The sequence below is a fragment of the Undibacterium umbellatum genome, assembly GCF_014284125.1.
GTDB lineage: Bacteria > Pseudomonadota > Gammaproteobacteria > Burkholderiales > Burkholderiaceae_D > Undibacterium > Undibacterium umbellatum.
This window is the reverse complement of record NZ_JACOFX010000015.1, coordinates 100463-115787: the sequence shown is the minus strand read 5'-3', so window position 1 is coordinate 115787 and position 15325 is coordinate 100463. Positions and strand designations below refer to the sequence as shown.

Annotated in this window: 12 protein-coding genes; 6 read left to right on the top strand and 6 right to left on the bottom strand. The window is 51.0% G+C overall.

Annotation, left to right across the window (positions count from 1 at the left end; genetic code table 11):
- Positions 1 to 5: 5 nt before the first annotated feature.
- Complete coding sequence (locus H8L47_RS22230) at positions 6 to 323, bottom strand: hypothetical protein (protein WP_186955792.1); 318 nt, start codon at positions 321 to 323, stop codon at positions 6 to 8.
- On the opposite strand from H8L47_RS22230, the gene H8L47_RS22225 reads away from it, so the two are divergent.
- The 6 genes from H8L47_RS22225 (at position 322) to H8L47_RS22200 (ending at position 9217) form a co-directional block, all read left to right on the top strand.
- Positions 322 to 1824: a DUF4331 domain-containing protein gene (locus tag H8L47_RS22225; RefSeq protein WP_186955791.1), complete on the top strand. Its 1503-nt coding sequence runs from the start codon at positions 322 to 324 to the stop codon at positions 1822 to 1824. The genes H8L47_RS22230 and H8L47_RS22225 overlap by 2 nt on opposite strands.
- Positions 1825 to 1864: 40 nt before the next feature.
- Positions 1865 to 2131, top strand: a complete 267-nt coding sequence (locus H8L47_RS22220) for a hypothetical protein (RefSeq protein WP_186955790.1) — start codon at positions 1865 to 1867, stop codon at positions 2129 to 2131.
- 89 nt (positions 2132 to 2220) lie between these two features.
- Positions 2221 to 4311: a TonB-dependent receptor gene (locus H8L47_RS22215; RefSeq protein WP_186955789.1), complete on the top strand. Its 2091-nt coding sequence runs from the start codon at positions 2221 to 2223 to the stop codon at positions 4309 to 4311.
- Between the two features lie 26 nt (positions 4312 to 4337).
- Positions 4338 to 5516 (top strand): tetratricopeptide repeat protein, encoded by a 1179-nt coding sequence (locus H8L47_RS22210; protein ID WP_186955788.1) that lies wholly within the window; start codon positions 4338 to 4340, stop codon positions 5514 to 5516.
- Positions 5513 to 6649: a HupE/UreJ family protein gene (locus H8L47_RS22205; protein WP_186955787.1), complete on the top strand. Its 1137-nt coding sequence runs from the start codon at positions 5513 to 5515 to the stop codon at positions 6647 to 6649. The genes H8L47_RS22210 and H8L47_RS22205 overlap by 4 nt, the downstream gene beginning before the upstream one ends.
- Positions 6650 to 6805: 156 nt before the next feature.
- Positions 6806 to 9217 (top strand): alpha/beta hydrolase family protein, encoded by a 2412-nt coding sequence (locus H8L47_RS22200; RefSeq protein WP_186955786.1) that lies wholly within the window; start codon positions 6806 to 6808, stop codon positions 9215 to 9217.
- Positions 9218 to 9303: 86 nt separating this feature from the next.
- Here the strand turns inward: H8L47_RS22200 and H8L47_RS22195 are convergent, their stop codons facing one another.
- The 5 genes from H8L47_RS22195 to H8L47_RS22175 form a co-directional block, all read right to left on the bottom strand.
- Complete coding sequence (locus H8L47_RS22195) at positions 9304 to 10620, bottom strand: metallophosphoesterase (RefSeq protein WP_186955785.1); 1317 nt, start codon at positions 10618 to 10620, stop codon at positions 9304 to 9306.
- A gap of 260 nt (positions 10621 to 10880) precedes the next feature.
- Complete coding sequence (locus tag H8L47_RS22190) at positions 10881 to 12056, bottom strand: acetyl-CoA C-acetyltransferase (RefSeq protein WP_186955784.1); 1176 nt, start codon at positions 12054 to 12056, stop codon at positions 10881 to 10883.
- Between the two features lie 326 nt (positions 12057 to 12382).
- Entirely contained in the window at positions 12383 to 12946 is a 564-nt protein-coding gene (locus tag H8L47_RS22185) for a phasin family protein (RefSeq protein WP_186955783.1), read from the bottom strand.
- Positions 12947 to 13181: 235 nt separating this feature from the next.
- Positions 13182 to 13673 (bottom strand): methylated-DNA--[protein]-cysteine S-methyltransferase, encoded by a 492-nt coding sequence (locus tag H8L47_RS22180; RefSeq protein ID WP_186955782.1) that lies wholly within the window; start codon positions 13671 to 13673, stop codon positions 13182 to 13184.
- A 21-nt stretch (positions 13674 to 13694) separates the two neighbouring features.
- A complete protein-coding gene (locus H8L47_RS22175) occupies positions 13695 to 15305 on the bottom strand; it encodes a DNA-3-methyladenine glycosylase 2 family protein (RefSeq protein ID WP_230413865.1) in 1611 nt (536 codons plus the stop codon).
- Positions 15306 to 15325 lie beyond the last annotated feature (20 nt).

Below are 15325 nucleotides of genomic sequence, written 5' to 3'. Positions count from 1 at the left end.
AGCTGCTACCAAAATTTGAAGTACAGGTGCGCCTCCGGCGATTCGGGGGCATTTGTACCTCTAGCAGCAGCGCCAAGAGGGGAACATGGAGTATAGCGATATTTGCAAAATGTGCAAATTCCTTGTTTATGGTTTGTTTGCGTCTTGTCTGTATTTTGTTTCAGCGTCTTAACAGGCGCCTGACCAGGAATCACGTGAAAAAAATTGTGTAATTTCTTTAAAAAAACCTGAATCCAAACTTCAGCAGCCTGCGTATCAAGAATGCCCTCGCGATTATTTTCAATAACATGAGGCATTTTTCCTACACTTAAGGAGTTGGTCATGAGACAAGTAACATCGGGATTCCCTCAAAAAATTCTGCTCGCCGTTGTCACCGCAGGAAGTTTAAGCGGCATTGCATCCCTGCCTGCACAAGCTTCCAGCCACCGCGAAGCACCGTTTATTACCCGCCACCCAAAAGTGGATGCAGCAGACTTTTATATGTTCCGCAGCTATGAAGCAAACCGCAGTGCCTTTACTACCCTGATCGCCAATTACTCCCCCCTGCAAGATGCTTACGGCGGTCCGAATTATTTTTCCATGGACCCTGATGCGCTGTATGAAATCCATATCGACAATGTCGGTGATGGCAAAGAGCATCTGACTTTCCAGTTCCGCTTCACTAATACCAATAATGATGCCCAATTCACTGTGGGTGGCAAGAAAGTCTCTGTACCGCTGGTGATTAATGGGGGCGCGATTGATGGCGTCAATGCGGCTGGCTTGAACGTGCGTGAAACCTATACCGTCACCATGGTGACAGGTGACCGTCGTACTGGTACTCGTCAGGCCGTCACCAATGCCACGACTGGCTCTACTACCTTTGACAAGCCTGTCGACTACATAGGCAATAAATCCATCCCTGACTATGCCGGCTATGCGGCCAAGCATGTGTTTGCCATCAACATCCCCGGCTGCGCGACGCCAGGCAAGGTCTTTGTTGGTCAACGCAAGGACCCCTTCGTGGTCAACCTCGGTGAGACTTTTGATCTCATCAATATCAAGGCACCTGCCACGGCATTTGATCCCAATGCAGAGAAAGCCGGGCGTGACGACCTGGCCATGAAAAACGTCACCGCGATAGAAATGGAAGTGCCGACGACCTGCCTGACCAATGGCAAGGAAGCCGTCATCGGTGGCTGGACCACGGCCAGCCTGCGTCAGGGTCGCGCCATCAACCCGACACCGAGCAGCACTGGTGCGGCATCCAAGGAAGGCGGTGCATGGACGCAGGTATCCCGTCTTGGCATGCCGCTGGTGAATGAAGTTGTCATTGGCCTTAAGGACAAGGACCAGTTCAATCACAGCAAACCTAGTGGTGATGCGCAGTTCCTGAACTATGTGACAAACCCGACCCTGCCTGCGCTGGTCGAAGTCTTCTTTGGCAGTGCTGGCGCCAAAGCACCGACCAACTTCCCGCGTAATGATCTGGTCGCGACTTTCCTGACCGGTATCAAGGGTGTTAATCAGCCAGCAACGGTCACGCCATCTGAAATGCTGCGCCTGAATACAACGACGCCTGTCAGTGCTACACAAAATCGCCTGGGTGTCATAGGTGGCGACAGCGCCGGTTTCCCTAATGGTCGCCGCCCTGGTGATGACGTAGTCGATATTGCCTTGCGCGTGGTCATGGGCAGATTGTGCACACTCAGCATAGGCTGCGTACCGGCTGATGCACCAGCTGGCAGCCTTGATTTCACTGACGGTGCCTATCTCGACAGCAGCTATACGGACAATGCCTTCCCTTACCTGAAAACCCCTGTGGCCGGTGCACTGAAACGCTAAGCGTTTCGTTCATTTTGCGCAACATACTGAAGGAGTAATCATGAAAGCAAGACATTATTATCTGATCGTCGGCACTGCGCTGACGCTCATGCTGTCCGCTTGCGGAGGCAGCAGCAGCCCTGCGGCCAGCAATGCGGGCACTGGTACTGGTACCGGAACCACGATACCTGTCACTTCTACTATCGATACATTCACGCAATATGTACTGAATTTGTTCAGTACCAGCGCGGATACGGCAGAACCGCAAGCCATCGATGCGGCAATGGTGACTGCGCCAGAAGCTACTGAACCGGTAACCATCAACTAGCAGATTGCAAACCCCGGCCCGACCTATGTCACTCGCTTTGTCGGGCTGGTTCCAAATATTTTGCCATTTATTTATTCTCCGGAACTGAAATGCGCTCACTACTGAAATCAGGCTTTATCTGCATTACTTTTGTGCCCTTGGTTGGAATGCAGGCGCATGCTGGTGGCGTACAAGGCAATACCAGCGACTCGCTGGCGACCGTCATCATCGCAGGCAGTACGGGCACCCAGATAGGCCTGGCTGATTCAGCGAACCAGGGTATGATCACGGCCGCTCAGCTAGAGAACCGGCCGCTGGGACGTACCGCTGAATTACTCGAAGCCGTACCCGGCATGATCGTCACCCAGCATTCTGGAGATGGCAAAGCCAATCAATATTATTTGCGTGGATTCAATCTGGATCACGGCACTGATTTCCGTTCCAGCGTACTCGGCATGCCAGTCAATATGCCCAGCCATGCGCATGGGCAAGGCTATTCCGACCTGAATTTTTTAATACCTGAACTGATCCATACCATACGCTACAAAAAAGGCACCTACTATGCTGAAGAAGGTGATTTCTCGGCTGCCGGTGCCGCCACATTTGACTACAAACGCAGCCTGAAACAAGGCCTGGCCAGCGTGGAATTCGGGCAAAACCGTTATCGCCGCGCATTGCTGGCCAACTCCATCAACACTGGCCCTGGCGTTTTACTGGGTGGGCTGGACATATCAGGCCAGGATGGGCCCTGGATTACGCCAGAAAACTTCAAGCGCATCAATGCCTTGATATCTTACAGTTGGACAAACAATAAAGATGACTTACGGCTGGCAGCCATGGCCATGCAAGCGTCCTGGCGTTCCACCGACCAGATACCGCAACGTGCCGTGAATGCTGGCTTGCTGGATAGATTTGGCAGCATAGATCCTACAGATGGCGGCAAGACAGCCCGTTATAGCCTGTCGATGAACTGGAAACGTCAGCTCGATGGTGGCAGCATCAAGGCAAATGCCTACCTGATACGTTCACATCTCGACTTACACAGCAACTTCACCTATGCGCTGGACGATGCGGAGAATGGTGACCAGTTCCGCCAGACTGAACAACGCACGGTATTTGGCTGGGATGGCGAACGTCAATGGACACACAAGCTGGCAGGTTTTGACTCTGAAACCAGCATAGGAGTGCAATTCAGAGCAGACCGCCTGTCACCAGTGGGTTTGTACAGTACCAAAGCGCAGGAGTTAATTTCTACCACGCGGGAAGATAAGGTCAAACAATCCAGTTCTGCCCTATACATCTCCAACACCACGGTATGGCAACCCTGGTTACGTACGGTGACTGGCCTGCGTGCAGACAGGTATAGCTTTGATGTCAACAGCAATCTGGCCGCCAATTCCGGCAAACTCAATGCGCATATTTTCAGCCCAAAAATGTCGCTCATCTTCAGCCTGAACAAGGATACGGAAATGTATGCCAACTGGGGCCAGGGTTTCCATAGCAATGATGCGCGCGGCACGACGCAAACTGTGAACCCGAAAACTGGCCTGACGACAGATGCAGATGGCAATATTGTAACCAGGGCCAGCCCATTGGTAAAAGCCACGGGCAAGGAATTGGGAGTCCGCCTCAATGGCCTGGCGAAAAATTTGCAAACCTCGCTGTCCTTATGGCAGCTGGATATAGCCTCTGAGCTTTTGTTCACTGGTGATGCCGGCACGACAGAAGCCAGCCGACCCAGCCGCCGCACCGGTATAGAAATCGCCAACTATTACACAGCGTCCCAGGGTCTTATTATCGATGCTGATTTTGCCATCTCGCGCACCCGTTTTCGCGATCATGATATGGCTGGTCAGTATGTACCGGGTTCCATAGAGCGCACGGCGTCTGTGGGCATCAGCATGAATCACGACAAATGGTCATGTGGTTTGCGTCTGCGCTATTTTGGCGGACGCCCTTTAATTGAAGACAATAGCGTGCGTTCTCCCGCTTCTACGCTGGTCAATGCCAAACTGGCATATGCCATCAACAAAAATGTCAAACTGACTGCAGAAGTGCTCAATCTCCTGAATCGCAAGGCTAGCGATGTTGATTATTATTACGCATCGCGGCTACCGGGTGAAGCTGCTGCTGTCAATGATGTACACAGCCATCCGGCAGAGCCGCGCGCGTTGCGTGTTGGACTGACTCTCAACTTTTAACTTCTAATATCTAAATCAGGCGCATCATGCAATTCAATCGCCCCTTATTCGCCTTGCTGCTCCTGTTGAGCCTGAATGTGCAGGCAACGCCTTTTATTCCGGGTAGCGGCAAACAAGTCCTGGAATATCTGCCCTCACGTAGCGATCCGGCGCAACGTGAATTTGCGCAGTTACGCAAACGCCTGAGCAAAGAACCGGGCAATCCAGTGATTGCCAGCGAACTGGCACAAGCCTATATCAACGCTGCGCGTAATGATGGTGACCCGCGTTATCTTGGCTATGCACAGGCAGTACTGAAACCCTGGTGGGGCCTGCAAAATCCCCCTACCAGCGCACTGGTGCTGCGTGCCACCATACGGCAAAGCACGCATCAATTTCCTGAGGCTTTGCTTGATCTGAACAGTGTATTGAAGCAGGACAGGGACAATGCCCAGGCCTGGCTGACACGTGCCACGGTCTTGCAGGTACAAGGCCAGTTTGCCCAGGCCAAAGCCAGTTGCATGCGCCTGTATCCACTAGCGCCTGAACTGATCACCCTGACCTGCCTGCATAATGTCGGCAGCCTGAATGGTGATGCAGAAAACAGCTATGCATCGCTAGGCACGGCTTATAAAAAGTATGAAAAAAATGCAGACAGTGATGCGGCGACAAAAATCTGGGTCATGACACTACTGGCAGAAATGGCGGCAAGACTGGGCGATGTCAAAGCAGCCGAAGCCTGGTATCAGACAGCGTTGGCACTGGCGTCACCAGACAGTTATCTGCTGGGTTCTTACGCTGACTTTTTACTGGATCAGCAAAGACCTGCAGAAGTCGTCAAGCTTTTGAAAGATAAAACCAGGGTAGACGCCTTATTGTTGCGTTATGCCCTCGCCTTGCAGTCACAAAAGTCAACGCTTGCGGATGCACAAATCAACTTGCTGGATCAGCGTTTTGAAGCCGCCATGCTGCGTGGCGACACTGTGCACCAGCGCGAGCAGGCACGCTATGAATTGCACTTAAAAAAACGTCCGGCAATTGCCCTGAAACTGGCGCAATTGAACTGGGCAATACAAAAAGAAACTGCAGACTTGCGCATCTTGCTGGAAGCTGCTGCGGTACATGAGCCTGAGGCTGCAAGCCCGGCCCTGGCATGGTTGAATCAAAATAAATTGCAGGACATGACCTTGAATCCCGTACTCACCAAACTGGGAGTCAAGTCATGATGCTCAGCACCATCCATCGTCTGGCGTGCAGTCTTATGCTGGCAATGCTATTCAGTCTGCCAGCCCATGCCCACAAGCCCAGCGACAGTTACCTGACCCTGCGGGCAGACCAGACCGGCGTTCACGGCCAATGGGATATCGCCTTGCGTGATCTGGACTTTGCCATAGGCCTGGATGAAGATGGCAATGGTGAGCTGACCTGGGATGAAGTGCGCAGCAAACATGCCGACATCGCCGCCTATGCACTGGCCAGGCTGAAGATCACGGCAGGCGACCAGCCGTGCCCTCTAACTGCTGGGCAGCAACTGATAGACCAGCATAGCGATGGTGCCTATACCGTATTGATGTTCGACAGCACCTGCAATGTTGAAAAAATCAAAGTGCAGTACCAGTTATTTTTTGATCTGGACACCCAGCACAAGGGCTTGCTGCGTCTGGTGAACCAGAAGGATGCAACAGCTACCGCCATATTCAGCCCCGAACAGGCCAGCCAGGAATTTGTCGTAGCTGAAGTCAACAAGTGGCAGCAGTTCAGCGATTATATTTTTCATGGCATCTGGCATATCTGGATAGGCTTTGACCACATTCTGTTTTTATTGTCCTTATTGCTGCCTGCCGTACTGGTGCTAAAAATGGGCAAATGGGATGCTGCCAGCAGCTTTAAAGCAGCCGCCATTGATGTCTTGAAAATAGTCACGGCATTTACGCTGGCCCATTCGATTACCCTGACCCTGGCGGCCCTGAATGTATTAACCTTACCCACACGGCTGGTAGAGTCAGCGATTGCTGCATCTGTCATTTTGGCGGCGCTGAATAATCTGTTCCCACTCTTCCAGGGACGGCGCTGGATGGTGGCATTTGCTTTTGGGCTTATCCACGGCTTTGGTTTCGCCAGCGTTTTGGCCGACCTTGGCTTGCCGCAATCAGCATTGGTGCTGGCACTGCTGGGTTTCAACCTGGGCGTCGAGATTGGACAATTGATCATTGTTGCAGGCTTTTTACCCCTGGCTTACCTGTTGCGCCGCCACTGGCTATACCAGCGCGCCATCTTGCAAGTGGGCTCAGGGCTGATCATCCTCATTGCCCTGGTGTGGTTTATTGAACGCGCGTTCAATATGCGCCTTGTTTCCTAAAACTTGTATGCAACCCCTCTGCTGACTACTTTCATTAGCTATTTGGTTATGAGTGCTGAAGAAAACAGCATAATTTGAATATATTGCGGTGCTAGAATGAAGCTTTCCCCGAGCTGACTGCCGGGGCGGCTTATTAAAGTTCAACCAAGGATATTCATGAAAAGCAAACTGAGTCTTCTCTTGCTCGCCGCGCTGAGTGCCAATGCTGGTTCACAAGAAAATTTGAACTATCAAAAACCACCGCAAGCCATACTGGATCTGGCCGACTTCCAGCGCGCCCCTGTCGTGAGCATGGACAGCAACAGGAAGACACTGCTGCTCAGTTATCGCAATACCTATAAATCATTGAATGATTTGAACCAGACAGAAATGCGCCTGGCTGGTTTGCGCATCAATCCTGTCACAAATATTTCCAGCACGCTGACCTACGTCAATAATCTCAAGCTGCGCAAAGTCGATGCAACTGATGAAGTGCAGGTCAAGGGCTTGCCAGAGAACCCGCTGATCAGTCACCTGGTCTGGTCGCCCAATGAAAAGAAAATCGCCTTTACCAATACCGCTGCCAAGGGTGTGGAGCTGTGGGTCATTGACGTGGAAACAGCCACTGCGAAAAAACTGACCGAAGCCAACCTGAATGCCAATCTGGGCACTCCTTTCGACTGGTACAGGGATAGTGAAAGTCTACTCATCAAGGTCTTGCCCAAGAACCGGCCTGCGCTGCTTGATGCCAGCAAGGATTTGCCTGGCGGCCCCATCATTTCCACCTCCAGTGGCGCCACATCGCAGAACCGCACTTATGCAGATCTCTTGAAAAACCAGAATGATGAAAGTAATTTTGTAAACCTGACGACTTCTGAATTGCATAAAATAAACCTGCAAGGCAAGAGCAGCTTGTTCAAAAAAGCAGACATGTTTGCTGAAGTCAGTTTTTCACCTGATGGCAAATATGTGCTGAGCAGCACTCTGCAAAAACCTTTCTCTTACATCGTTCCGTTGCAGCGTTTTCCTTTAAAAACCATTGTCAGCGATATCAATGGCAAGCAACTTAAGGTCGTCAATGAGACACCCTTGAATGAGGTCATTCCCAAGGGTTTTAATGCAGTGGCTGTCGGTAAACGCTATATGGAATGGCGTGCCGATAAACCATCCAGCCTCAGCTATGTACAGGCTCTCGATGGTGGCGACCCGGCCAATAAAGTGGACTACCGCGATGAAGTATTTTCCTGGGATGCACCTTTCGACAAGACTGCCGTATCACTGATAAAAACTGCCCAGCGCTATGTCGGTATCAACTGGGGCAATGACAAGCTGGCCATCGTCACCGATGGCTGGTATGACACGCGCAATACCAAGGCCTATCTGTTCAATCCGTCCAGCCCGGCGGAAGCACCACGTGTCATCTCTGACCGTAATATGCAGGATATCTATTCTGACCCAGGACGTTTTGAAACAAAATTCAACCAGTACCACCGCAAGGTATTGGCCATAGAAGATAACAAAGCTTATTTGCTGGGAGCAGGTCACACCAAAAAAGGTCAGTTCCCTTTCATTGATGAACTCGATTTGGGCAGCCTGAAAAAGACGCGTCTGTATCAGTCCGCTTACACTGACAAGATAGAAAATATCGTCTCTATAGAAGATGTCAAAAAAGGCGATGTGCTGGTGCAGATACAGTCTAAGACTGAGTACCCGAATTATTACTTCCGCAACATCAAAGGTGGCAGCCAGCTCACACCGGTGACGCAATTCAAGAACCCTTTCATGGGCCTAAAGGATGTCTCGAAAGAAGTCATCAAATACAAGCGCAAGGATGGTGTGGAATTGTCAGGCACCTTGTATTTGCCTGCCAACTACGTCAAAAGCAAGAAAGAGAAACTGCCTTTACTGATCTGGGCTTACCCGGCAGAATTCAAGGACAAGGATTCAGCTGGCCAAAGCAAGCATAATGAAAACCAGTTTACTTTCCCAAGCTCTGCATCCTTCATCTATTGGGTAGCGCGCGGTTATGCCGTACTTGATGATGCTGCCTTCCCCATTATTGGTGAAGGCAAGACCGAGCCGAATGACAACTTCATCCCGCAACTGGTCGACAATGCAGAAGCAGCAATAGACGCAGTCGATGCTCTCGGTCACATAGACCGCAAGCGTGTTGCCGTTGGTGGCCATTCTTATGGTGCTTTCATGACGGCAAACCTGCTGACACATTCAAAACTGTTTGCCTGCGGTATCGCGCGCAGTGGTGCCTACAACCGCACACTGACACCTTTTGGCTTCCAGAGTGAGCAGCGCAATTACTGGGAAAGCCCGGAGGTGTACAACAAGATGTCACCCTTCATGAGCGCTGACAAGATGAAGACACCGATGTTGCTGGTACATGGCGAAGCCGACAATAATCCCGGCACATTCACCCTGCAAACCGAGCGTTATTTCCAGGCGTTGAAAGGCCTGGGCGCACCGGTACGTATGGTAATTCTGCCCAAGGAAAGTCATAGCTATGCTGCCAAAGAAAACATCATGCATTTGTTGTGGGAACAAGATCAGTTTTTGGAGAAGTGTCTGAAAAAATAATCAGGATCACTCTGTAGTTGATGCAGGAAAAACCAAAGACAAACTTTGGTTTTTCCCTTGAGGACAGTCGCTGAATCCAAACATTGCTAGTAAGGGCTGGGCACTTTGCTTTGCAGGTAGCTGGCTTTGATCAAGCTCCACAATACGCTTCTGTCGGCACTTTCAGCGACATTAAAAGGGCGAATTTTCTTTGCGCCCGCTTTTTCTGCGTTGATGTTTCTTGGGACATCAATACTCACAATGTTCGGCTGACCAGCTTCAAATACCAATAACTCTTTGGCAGATTGATCGTCATTCACATCTACGGCAATCACACCTTTATCGTGAAGAAAGCTGATTTTGTCGACGATGGTATGTCCCACTACGATATGGCTGGCATTAAACGCTTTCAAGACTTTTCTGACATCTTCAGTCTTTGCGCTTGGAGAGTCCGTGCTACTTGCTGAAAAATAACCCCGATATCGGCTGACGCCAGTTTGGGCCATCACTATGTCAAAACTGAGTTTGCCCGTTGACTTGCCTTGCCAGTAATCCCACATTGTTTGATTAATGTCTTCTACGCTATTGGTGTGTTGCACAAAGGCGGGATTGATACCACCATGCGCAAACAAGACGTTGCCAAACTTGGCGATCACAGTTTGCTTACGCAGCCAGTCACCAATGATGGTGTCGCTTGCATAGATGTTTGTGTATCCACCTAGTTGTTGTGCGCTATACACATGCTCGGGATGTGCGCTCTTGAGCTTACCCAGTAATAAATACTGCTCATGATTGCCCAACAACATATGAACCTTGCCCCCTGCTGCATGCGCTTGCTGTGACAAGGCATATATGCGCCAAAGCACTGCATAGGTATCGCGTCCACGGTCAACTGAGTCACCAACGAAGATAATCTGGTTATTGGCGAAACGCCAGTTGCCCTGATCATCCACAATTTCCATTTTTTTCAAGGCAGCATCCAGGAATGTGAGATTTCCCTCGATATCACTTAGCACCACTAACCTGGCAGGTAATTCATTTTGCGTTTGTGTTGCGGCTATGGCTGGCCCTAAAGGAAATTGATGCTGCTTTCCGGCACACGTGATATCCAGCTTTGCTCCACGCCCTTCTTGAGTATATACCCGGTCTTCGCAGTACCAGCTTGCTGTCCACTTGTCTTCGCCCTGCCGCCTCACAACCGGACCATCGAGATATCCAGGAATGAAAGCCTGATCACCAGAACCTGCGTAATTGCGGATAGCCATATATGCCCCTGTACCGACAGGCATGAGCAAACGTTGATGCACGCCACTGTGACTCAATTCCAGTTTTGCATTGGCCAGAGAAAATCCCAGCAGAATTATCATCAGCAAAACCAGCAGTGACACTATCGTTAGTATGTAAAACCAGAGCTTTCTTTTCATTTGACCAGCTATCCGAATTGTTTTTTGAGGGCAATATGCATGTATGCATAACGCGTGAATGTGTGCCAGTTAGTAAGCTGTCCAACAAAATAGTTCCTGGTATCCGCCGAGTAGCGGGGATAGACTGTCAGCCTGATTTAGGTATGGTCAGCAGACATGAAAATATGCTGTACCACCAAAAACCAAAACCCCTCCAGCCATCAGCCGGAGGGGTTTTGAAAATCAAACTCAAGTTCAACGACAGGCTGGCAGGCACATAATCAACGCTCTATCGCCAGCGCCACGCCCATGCCACCACCGATACACAAACTCGCCAGGCCTTTTTTGGCATCGCGACGTATCATTTCATGGATAAGGCTGACCAAAATGCGCGCACCAGATGCGCCGATAGGGTGACCAATCGCAATCGCACCGCCATTGACGTTGATCTTGCTGGTGTCCCAGCCCATTTCCTTGTTGACGCCGATGGCCTGTGCAGCGAAGGCTTCATTGATTTCCATCAGGTCCAGATCCTGATGCGTCCAGCCAGCTTTTTTCAGGCAGAGCTGGGCGGCAGGTACCGGGCCAATGCCCATGATGGTTGGGTCGATACCGGCAGATGAATAAGCCTTGATACGGGCCAATACTGGCAAACCCAGTTGCTCTGCTCTTTGGGCTGTCATCATGATGACAGCCGCAGCACCGTCGTTGAGGCCGGAGGCATTACCAGCTGTAACTGTGCCATTTTTGTCGAAGGCCGGACGCAGGGATGACAGGGATTCCAGCGTGGTGCCATGCTTGATGAATTCATCGCTGTCAAACACTGTCGTGCCTTTTTTGCTGACCAGCTCAAAAGGAATGATTTCATCCTTGAACTTGCCTGCTTTTTGCGCAGCTTCTGCCTTGTTTTGTGATGCCAGGGCAAACAAGTCTTGTTCTTCACGGGTGACACCGTATTTCTTGGCGACGTTTTCTGCGGTGATGCCCATGTGGTATTGGTTATACACATCCCACAGGCCGTCAACGATCATGGTATCGACCAGTTTTGCATCGCCCATGCGGAAACCGTCGCGCGAACCATTCAGGACGTGTGGCGAAGCACTCATGTTTTCCTGGCCACCAGCGATGATGATGTCAGCATCGCCAGCCTTGATGGCTTGTGCTGCCAGGTGGGTGGCTTTCAGGCCACTACCGCAAACCTTGTTGATAGTGAATGCCGGAACCATATCTGGCAGACCGGCCTTGATGACAGCCTGGCGCGCCGCATTCTGACCCACACCTGCAGTCAATACCTGGCCGAGTATCACTTCATTGATCAGATCGCCACTGAGTCCCGTTTTTGCCAGCAAGGCCTTGATGACATGCGCGCCCAAGTCGGAAGCAGCCGTTTTTGCCAAAGAGCCACCAAATTTGCCTACTGCAGTACGGCCTGCAGCTACGATTACCACGTCTTGCATGTGAATTCTCCTGGTTTTACCCTTGCGAGGGTGTGGGATGGTCAAATGTTTTGCTGCTTTTAGGATACATCCTCTAGCTTACCACTGCTCGCCCCCGCCTGAGTCTGGGCATGTAAAAAAAGATGGTGTTTTGCCATGCTTGCTATTGCAGGGCGAAGTTCAAACCTGAGATAAGCTGTCTGGGCTGATTGACGGGAAGGGAATGGACGGCTTAAAACCGTCATGTGGCAATCAATGCAAAAAAAATCCCCACATGCTTGCATGCGGGGATTTTTTAATTTTACTTCTGCTCAATTTTCATTGAGTCTGAATCTACAATTGCTAAATTACTTCTTTTTAGCAGTTGCTTTTTCAGCAGCTTGTGTGAATTGCTGGGTAGCCTTGGTCAGGTTTTCTTCCAGTGTTTGCACAGCTTGCTTGCTTGTTTTGGACAGTTGCTCGTAACCTGCGTTGATGTTGCCAACAACAGATTTCAACGCTGTTACAGCTTGTTCGGAACCGGCTGGTGCATTTTTTGTCACTTCGTCGATCAGGGAAATCACTTTAGTGTTTGTTTCAGCGATGTGCGCTTCAACTGCCTTAGTGAATTCTTGCTGAGTTGCTGTTGTGATGCTTGCCAGGTGACGGCCATAAGCCAGTGCTTTTTCAGCGTTTGGCTGAGCTTGAGCTGCAGACAAAGTGAAAAATTCTTGTGGGTCTTTGGCGCTCAACAGTTGCTTGGCAGTGGCAGTACCTTCTTCGAAACTTGCCTTGGCAGCATTAACGTTCAGAGCAAACAACTGCTCCAGACCTTCAAATGCTTTTTTGTTCAGGGCAGTCAGGGAAGCAAATTGGGCTTCCAGGTTAGCTTTAGTAGTAGCGATAAATTGTTCTGGTGTATTGGTAGTCATGGCATTCTCCGGTAGATGGAATCAAGTGGCTTTAGTAATCGGCAGCGCTTTCCAGGAATTCTTGAATGGTGCACCGCAACAAATACGATTTTACACGTAGATTTTAAAAGGTCAAGCACTTTTTGTGCGCCGCACCAAAATTAGCTAAATGATATTTTCGAATATCGGTATGCTTTTCCTGAAATTACTTGCCCTGCCTAGTCTTTAGGCACATGCCTGGCATAGGGGGGATCCATCAAGCTTGCCATTTTGAAAATTTTCTTTCCAGCATCAACAGTGCTTCCTTATTCTGTAAACCGCCTGCATAACCAGTCAGTGCGCCGTTGCTGGCGATCACCCGGTGACAGGGGACGATGATTGATAGGGGATTACGGCCATTCGCCGCCCCCACTGCCCTCATCGCCTTGGGCCGGGCTATGCCTTGCGCCAGTGCCAGATAGCTGCTGGTCTGGGCAAAGGGGATACGGCGCAGGGCTGCCCATACTTCTTGCTGGAAATCTGTTCCGGCCGATAAATCCAGTGGCAAATCAAAATCCTGGCGCTGACCAGCAAAGTATTCCTGCAGTTGCTGACGCGCCTTTATCAGGACATGATCAGATTCATCTTCTTGCCAGCCTGCACTACCCTTGAAGTGTTTATGGTTTTCAAAATATACGCCGCTAAGACCAAGCTCACTGACGGCTAAAAGCAATTGCCCTACCGGGCTGCTGTAATTAATGTATTTCATGATATTTCCTTTAGTCCTTGTTTACTCTTTGCTTAATGATTGCCACAGCAATAAAGCGGCGTATGCCCGCCACGGTGCCCAGGGCTGGGCAATAACCAGCAATTGTTTTTCAGTCAGGCGCTCACTTGCCGGTGTCGCCGGGGTTGCCAGTAATGCGGCGGCTTTTTGCAAACCGAGGTCGCCTGCAGGAAATGCGTCTGAGAAACGCAGGGCGCGCATGGCGATGTATTGCGCCGTCCATTCGCCTATCCCTTTGACCGTCTTCAGCTTTGCCACCATCTCATCCGAGCTGGCGGCCAACTGTTTTTGCAATCCACCATCGAGCGCAAACTGGGCGATGTTTTGCAAAGTGGCAGCGCGCGCACCGGGTATGCCTATGCCAGCAAGCGCATCTATCGACAAGCCGACGATGGTTTGCGGACTGGGGAAATGATGGCTGACAGCCGGAAACGGAGTAAGCACTGGCTGACCATAGCGGGTCACCAGGCGGCCAGCCACGGTAGTGGCCCCCGCCACGCTGACTTGCTGGCCCAGCACGGCACGGATAGCCAACTCAAAACTGTCGAAGGCACCCGGCACACGCATACCGGGCGTGCGCAGGATTTGCCCGGCCAGCAAGGGGTCGCTTTGCAAGTGGCCTTGGATCACGGCAGGATTGGCTTCCAGATCAAATTGCTGCCTGACCCTGGCCATCAAGGGCATGAGTACTGGTGCCAATGAAGGTGATACTTGCAGGCTGAGTTGCTGTTTGGCTGGTAAATGCGCGACTTTGAGCCAGCCTTCCAGCCCATCCATCTGCACGCTGCGGACATAGGCTTTGCCACCTTTTTCGTCGATGACAGCTTCCAAACCGGGCATGGCGCGCCCGGCAAGGTAAGTAATCACTGCGTCCCAGGCATAAGGCGGGCGGTAAGCCAGTTTCAGGCTGACGCCTTCGCCACCACTATCTGTCGCACGCCTTATCGATCCTGGTGCCATTTGATAGCGTTCCGAGAACAAGGCGTTAAAGCGCCTGACGCTGCCAAAACCGGCAGCAAATGCGATCTCTGCCATGCCTAGCTGAGTTTCTTGCAACAGTTTTTTGGCAAACAGCAAACGCTGTGTTTGCGCCAGCTCCACCGGGGTGACGCCAAATTCCTGCAACATCACGCGGCGCAACTGACGCGATGACAGGCCGACCTGACTGGAAAAACTTTCTATATCGGTTTCATTCAGGGCACCGTCAGCGATTCTTTGCCAGATGGCATGCGCCAGATTCTGCTGTATCGCATAAGGTGCAAGCTCTGGGCGACAACGCAGGCAGGGACGAAATCCGGCGGCTTCTGCAGCTGCGGCACTGCTATAGAACTCACAAGAGGATTCGCGTGGCGTCTTGACTCCACACACAGGTCGGCAATACACGCCTGTAGTTTTCACGCCAGTAAAAAACACACCGTCAAAACGGCTGTCCTTGGCGGCCAGGGCGCGGTAATAACATTGTTTTTGTGTTAAGCCATCACTGGCTTCATTGAGCATGAGGCTGGTCGCATCTGGCTGTACAACTGCTTGTTGTTTGCCAGGTGTTGTCCGTATCTGCTGTTCCATAGCCGCCACTTTCTTAGGTTGAATCATTTCCGGGATAGCTAAAGTCATGTACCCGTTTTGCAATCTGC

Excerpts from the sequence above, each read along its gene's own strand:
- H8L47_RS22220 (WP_186955790.1), top strand. The coding sequence starts at position 1,865 with ATGAAAGCAAGACATTATTATCTGATCGTCGGCACTGCGCTGACGCTC.
- H8L47_RS22200 (WP_186955786.1), top strand. The coding sequence starts at position 6,806 with ATGAAAAGCAAACTGAGTCTTCTCTTGCTCGCCGCGCTGAGTGCCAAT.
- H8L47_RS22215 (WP_186955789.1), top strand. The coding sequence starts at position 2,221 with ATGCGCTCACTACTGAAATCAGGCTTTATCTGCATTACTTTTGTGCCC.
- H8L47_RS22230 (WP_186955792.1), bottom strand. The coding sequence starts at position 323 with ATGACCAACTCCTTAAGTGTAGGAAAAATGCCTCATGTTATTGAAAAT.
- H8L47_RS22195 (WP_186955785.1), bottom strand. The coding sequence starts at position 10,620 with ATGAAAAGAAAGCTCTGGTTTTACATACTAACGATAGTGTCACTGCTG.
- H8L47_RS22205 (WP_186955787.1), top strand. The coding sequence starts at position 5,513 with ATGATGCTCAGCACCATCCATCGTCTGGCGTGCAGTCTTATGCTGGCA.
- H8L47_RS22185 (WP_186955783.1), bottom strand. The coding sequence starts at position 12,946 with ATGACTACCAATACACCAGAACAATTTATCGCTACTACTAAAGCTAAC.
- H8L47_RS22190 (WP_186955784.1), bottom strand. The coding sequence starts at position 12,056 with ATGCAAGACGTGGTAATCGTAGCTGCAGGCCGTACTGCAGTAGGCAAA.
- H8L47_RS22175 (WP_230413865.1), bottom strand. The coding sequence starts at position 15,305 with ATGACTTTAGCTATCCCGGAAATGATTCAACCTAAGAAAGTGGCGGCT.
- H8L47_RS22180 (WP_186955782.1), bottom strand. The coding sequence starts at position 13,673 with ATGAAATACATTAATTACAGCAGCCCGGTAGGGCAATTGCTTTTAGCC.
- H8L47_RS22210 (WP_186955788.1), top strand. The coding sequence starts at position 4,338 with ATGCAATTCAATCGCCCCTTATTCGCCTTGCTGCTCCTGTTGAGCCTG.
- H8L47_RS22225 (WP_186955791.1), top strand. The coding sequence starts at position 322 with ATGAGACAAGTAACATCGGGATTCCCTCAAAAAATTCTGCTCGCCGTT.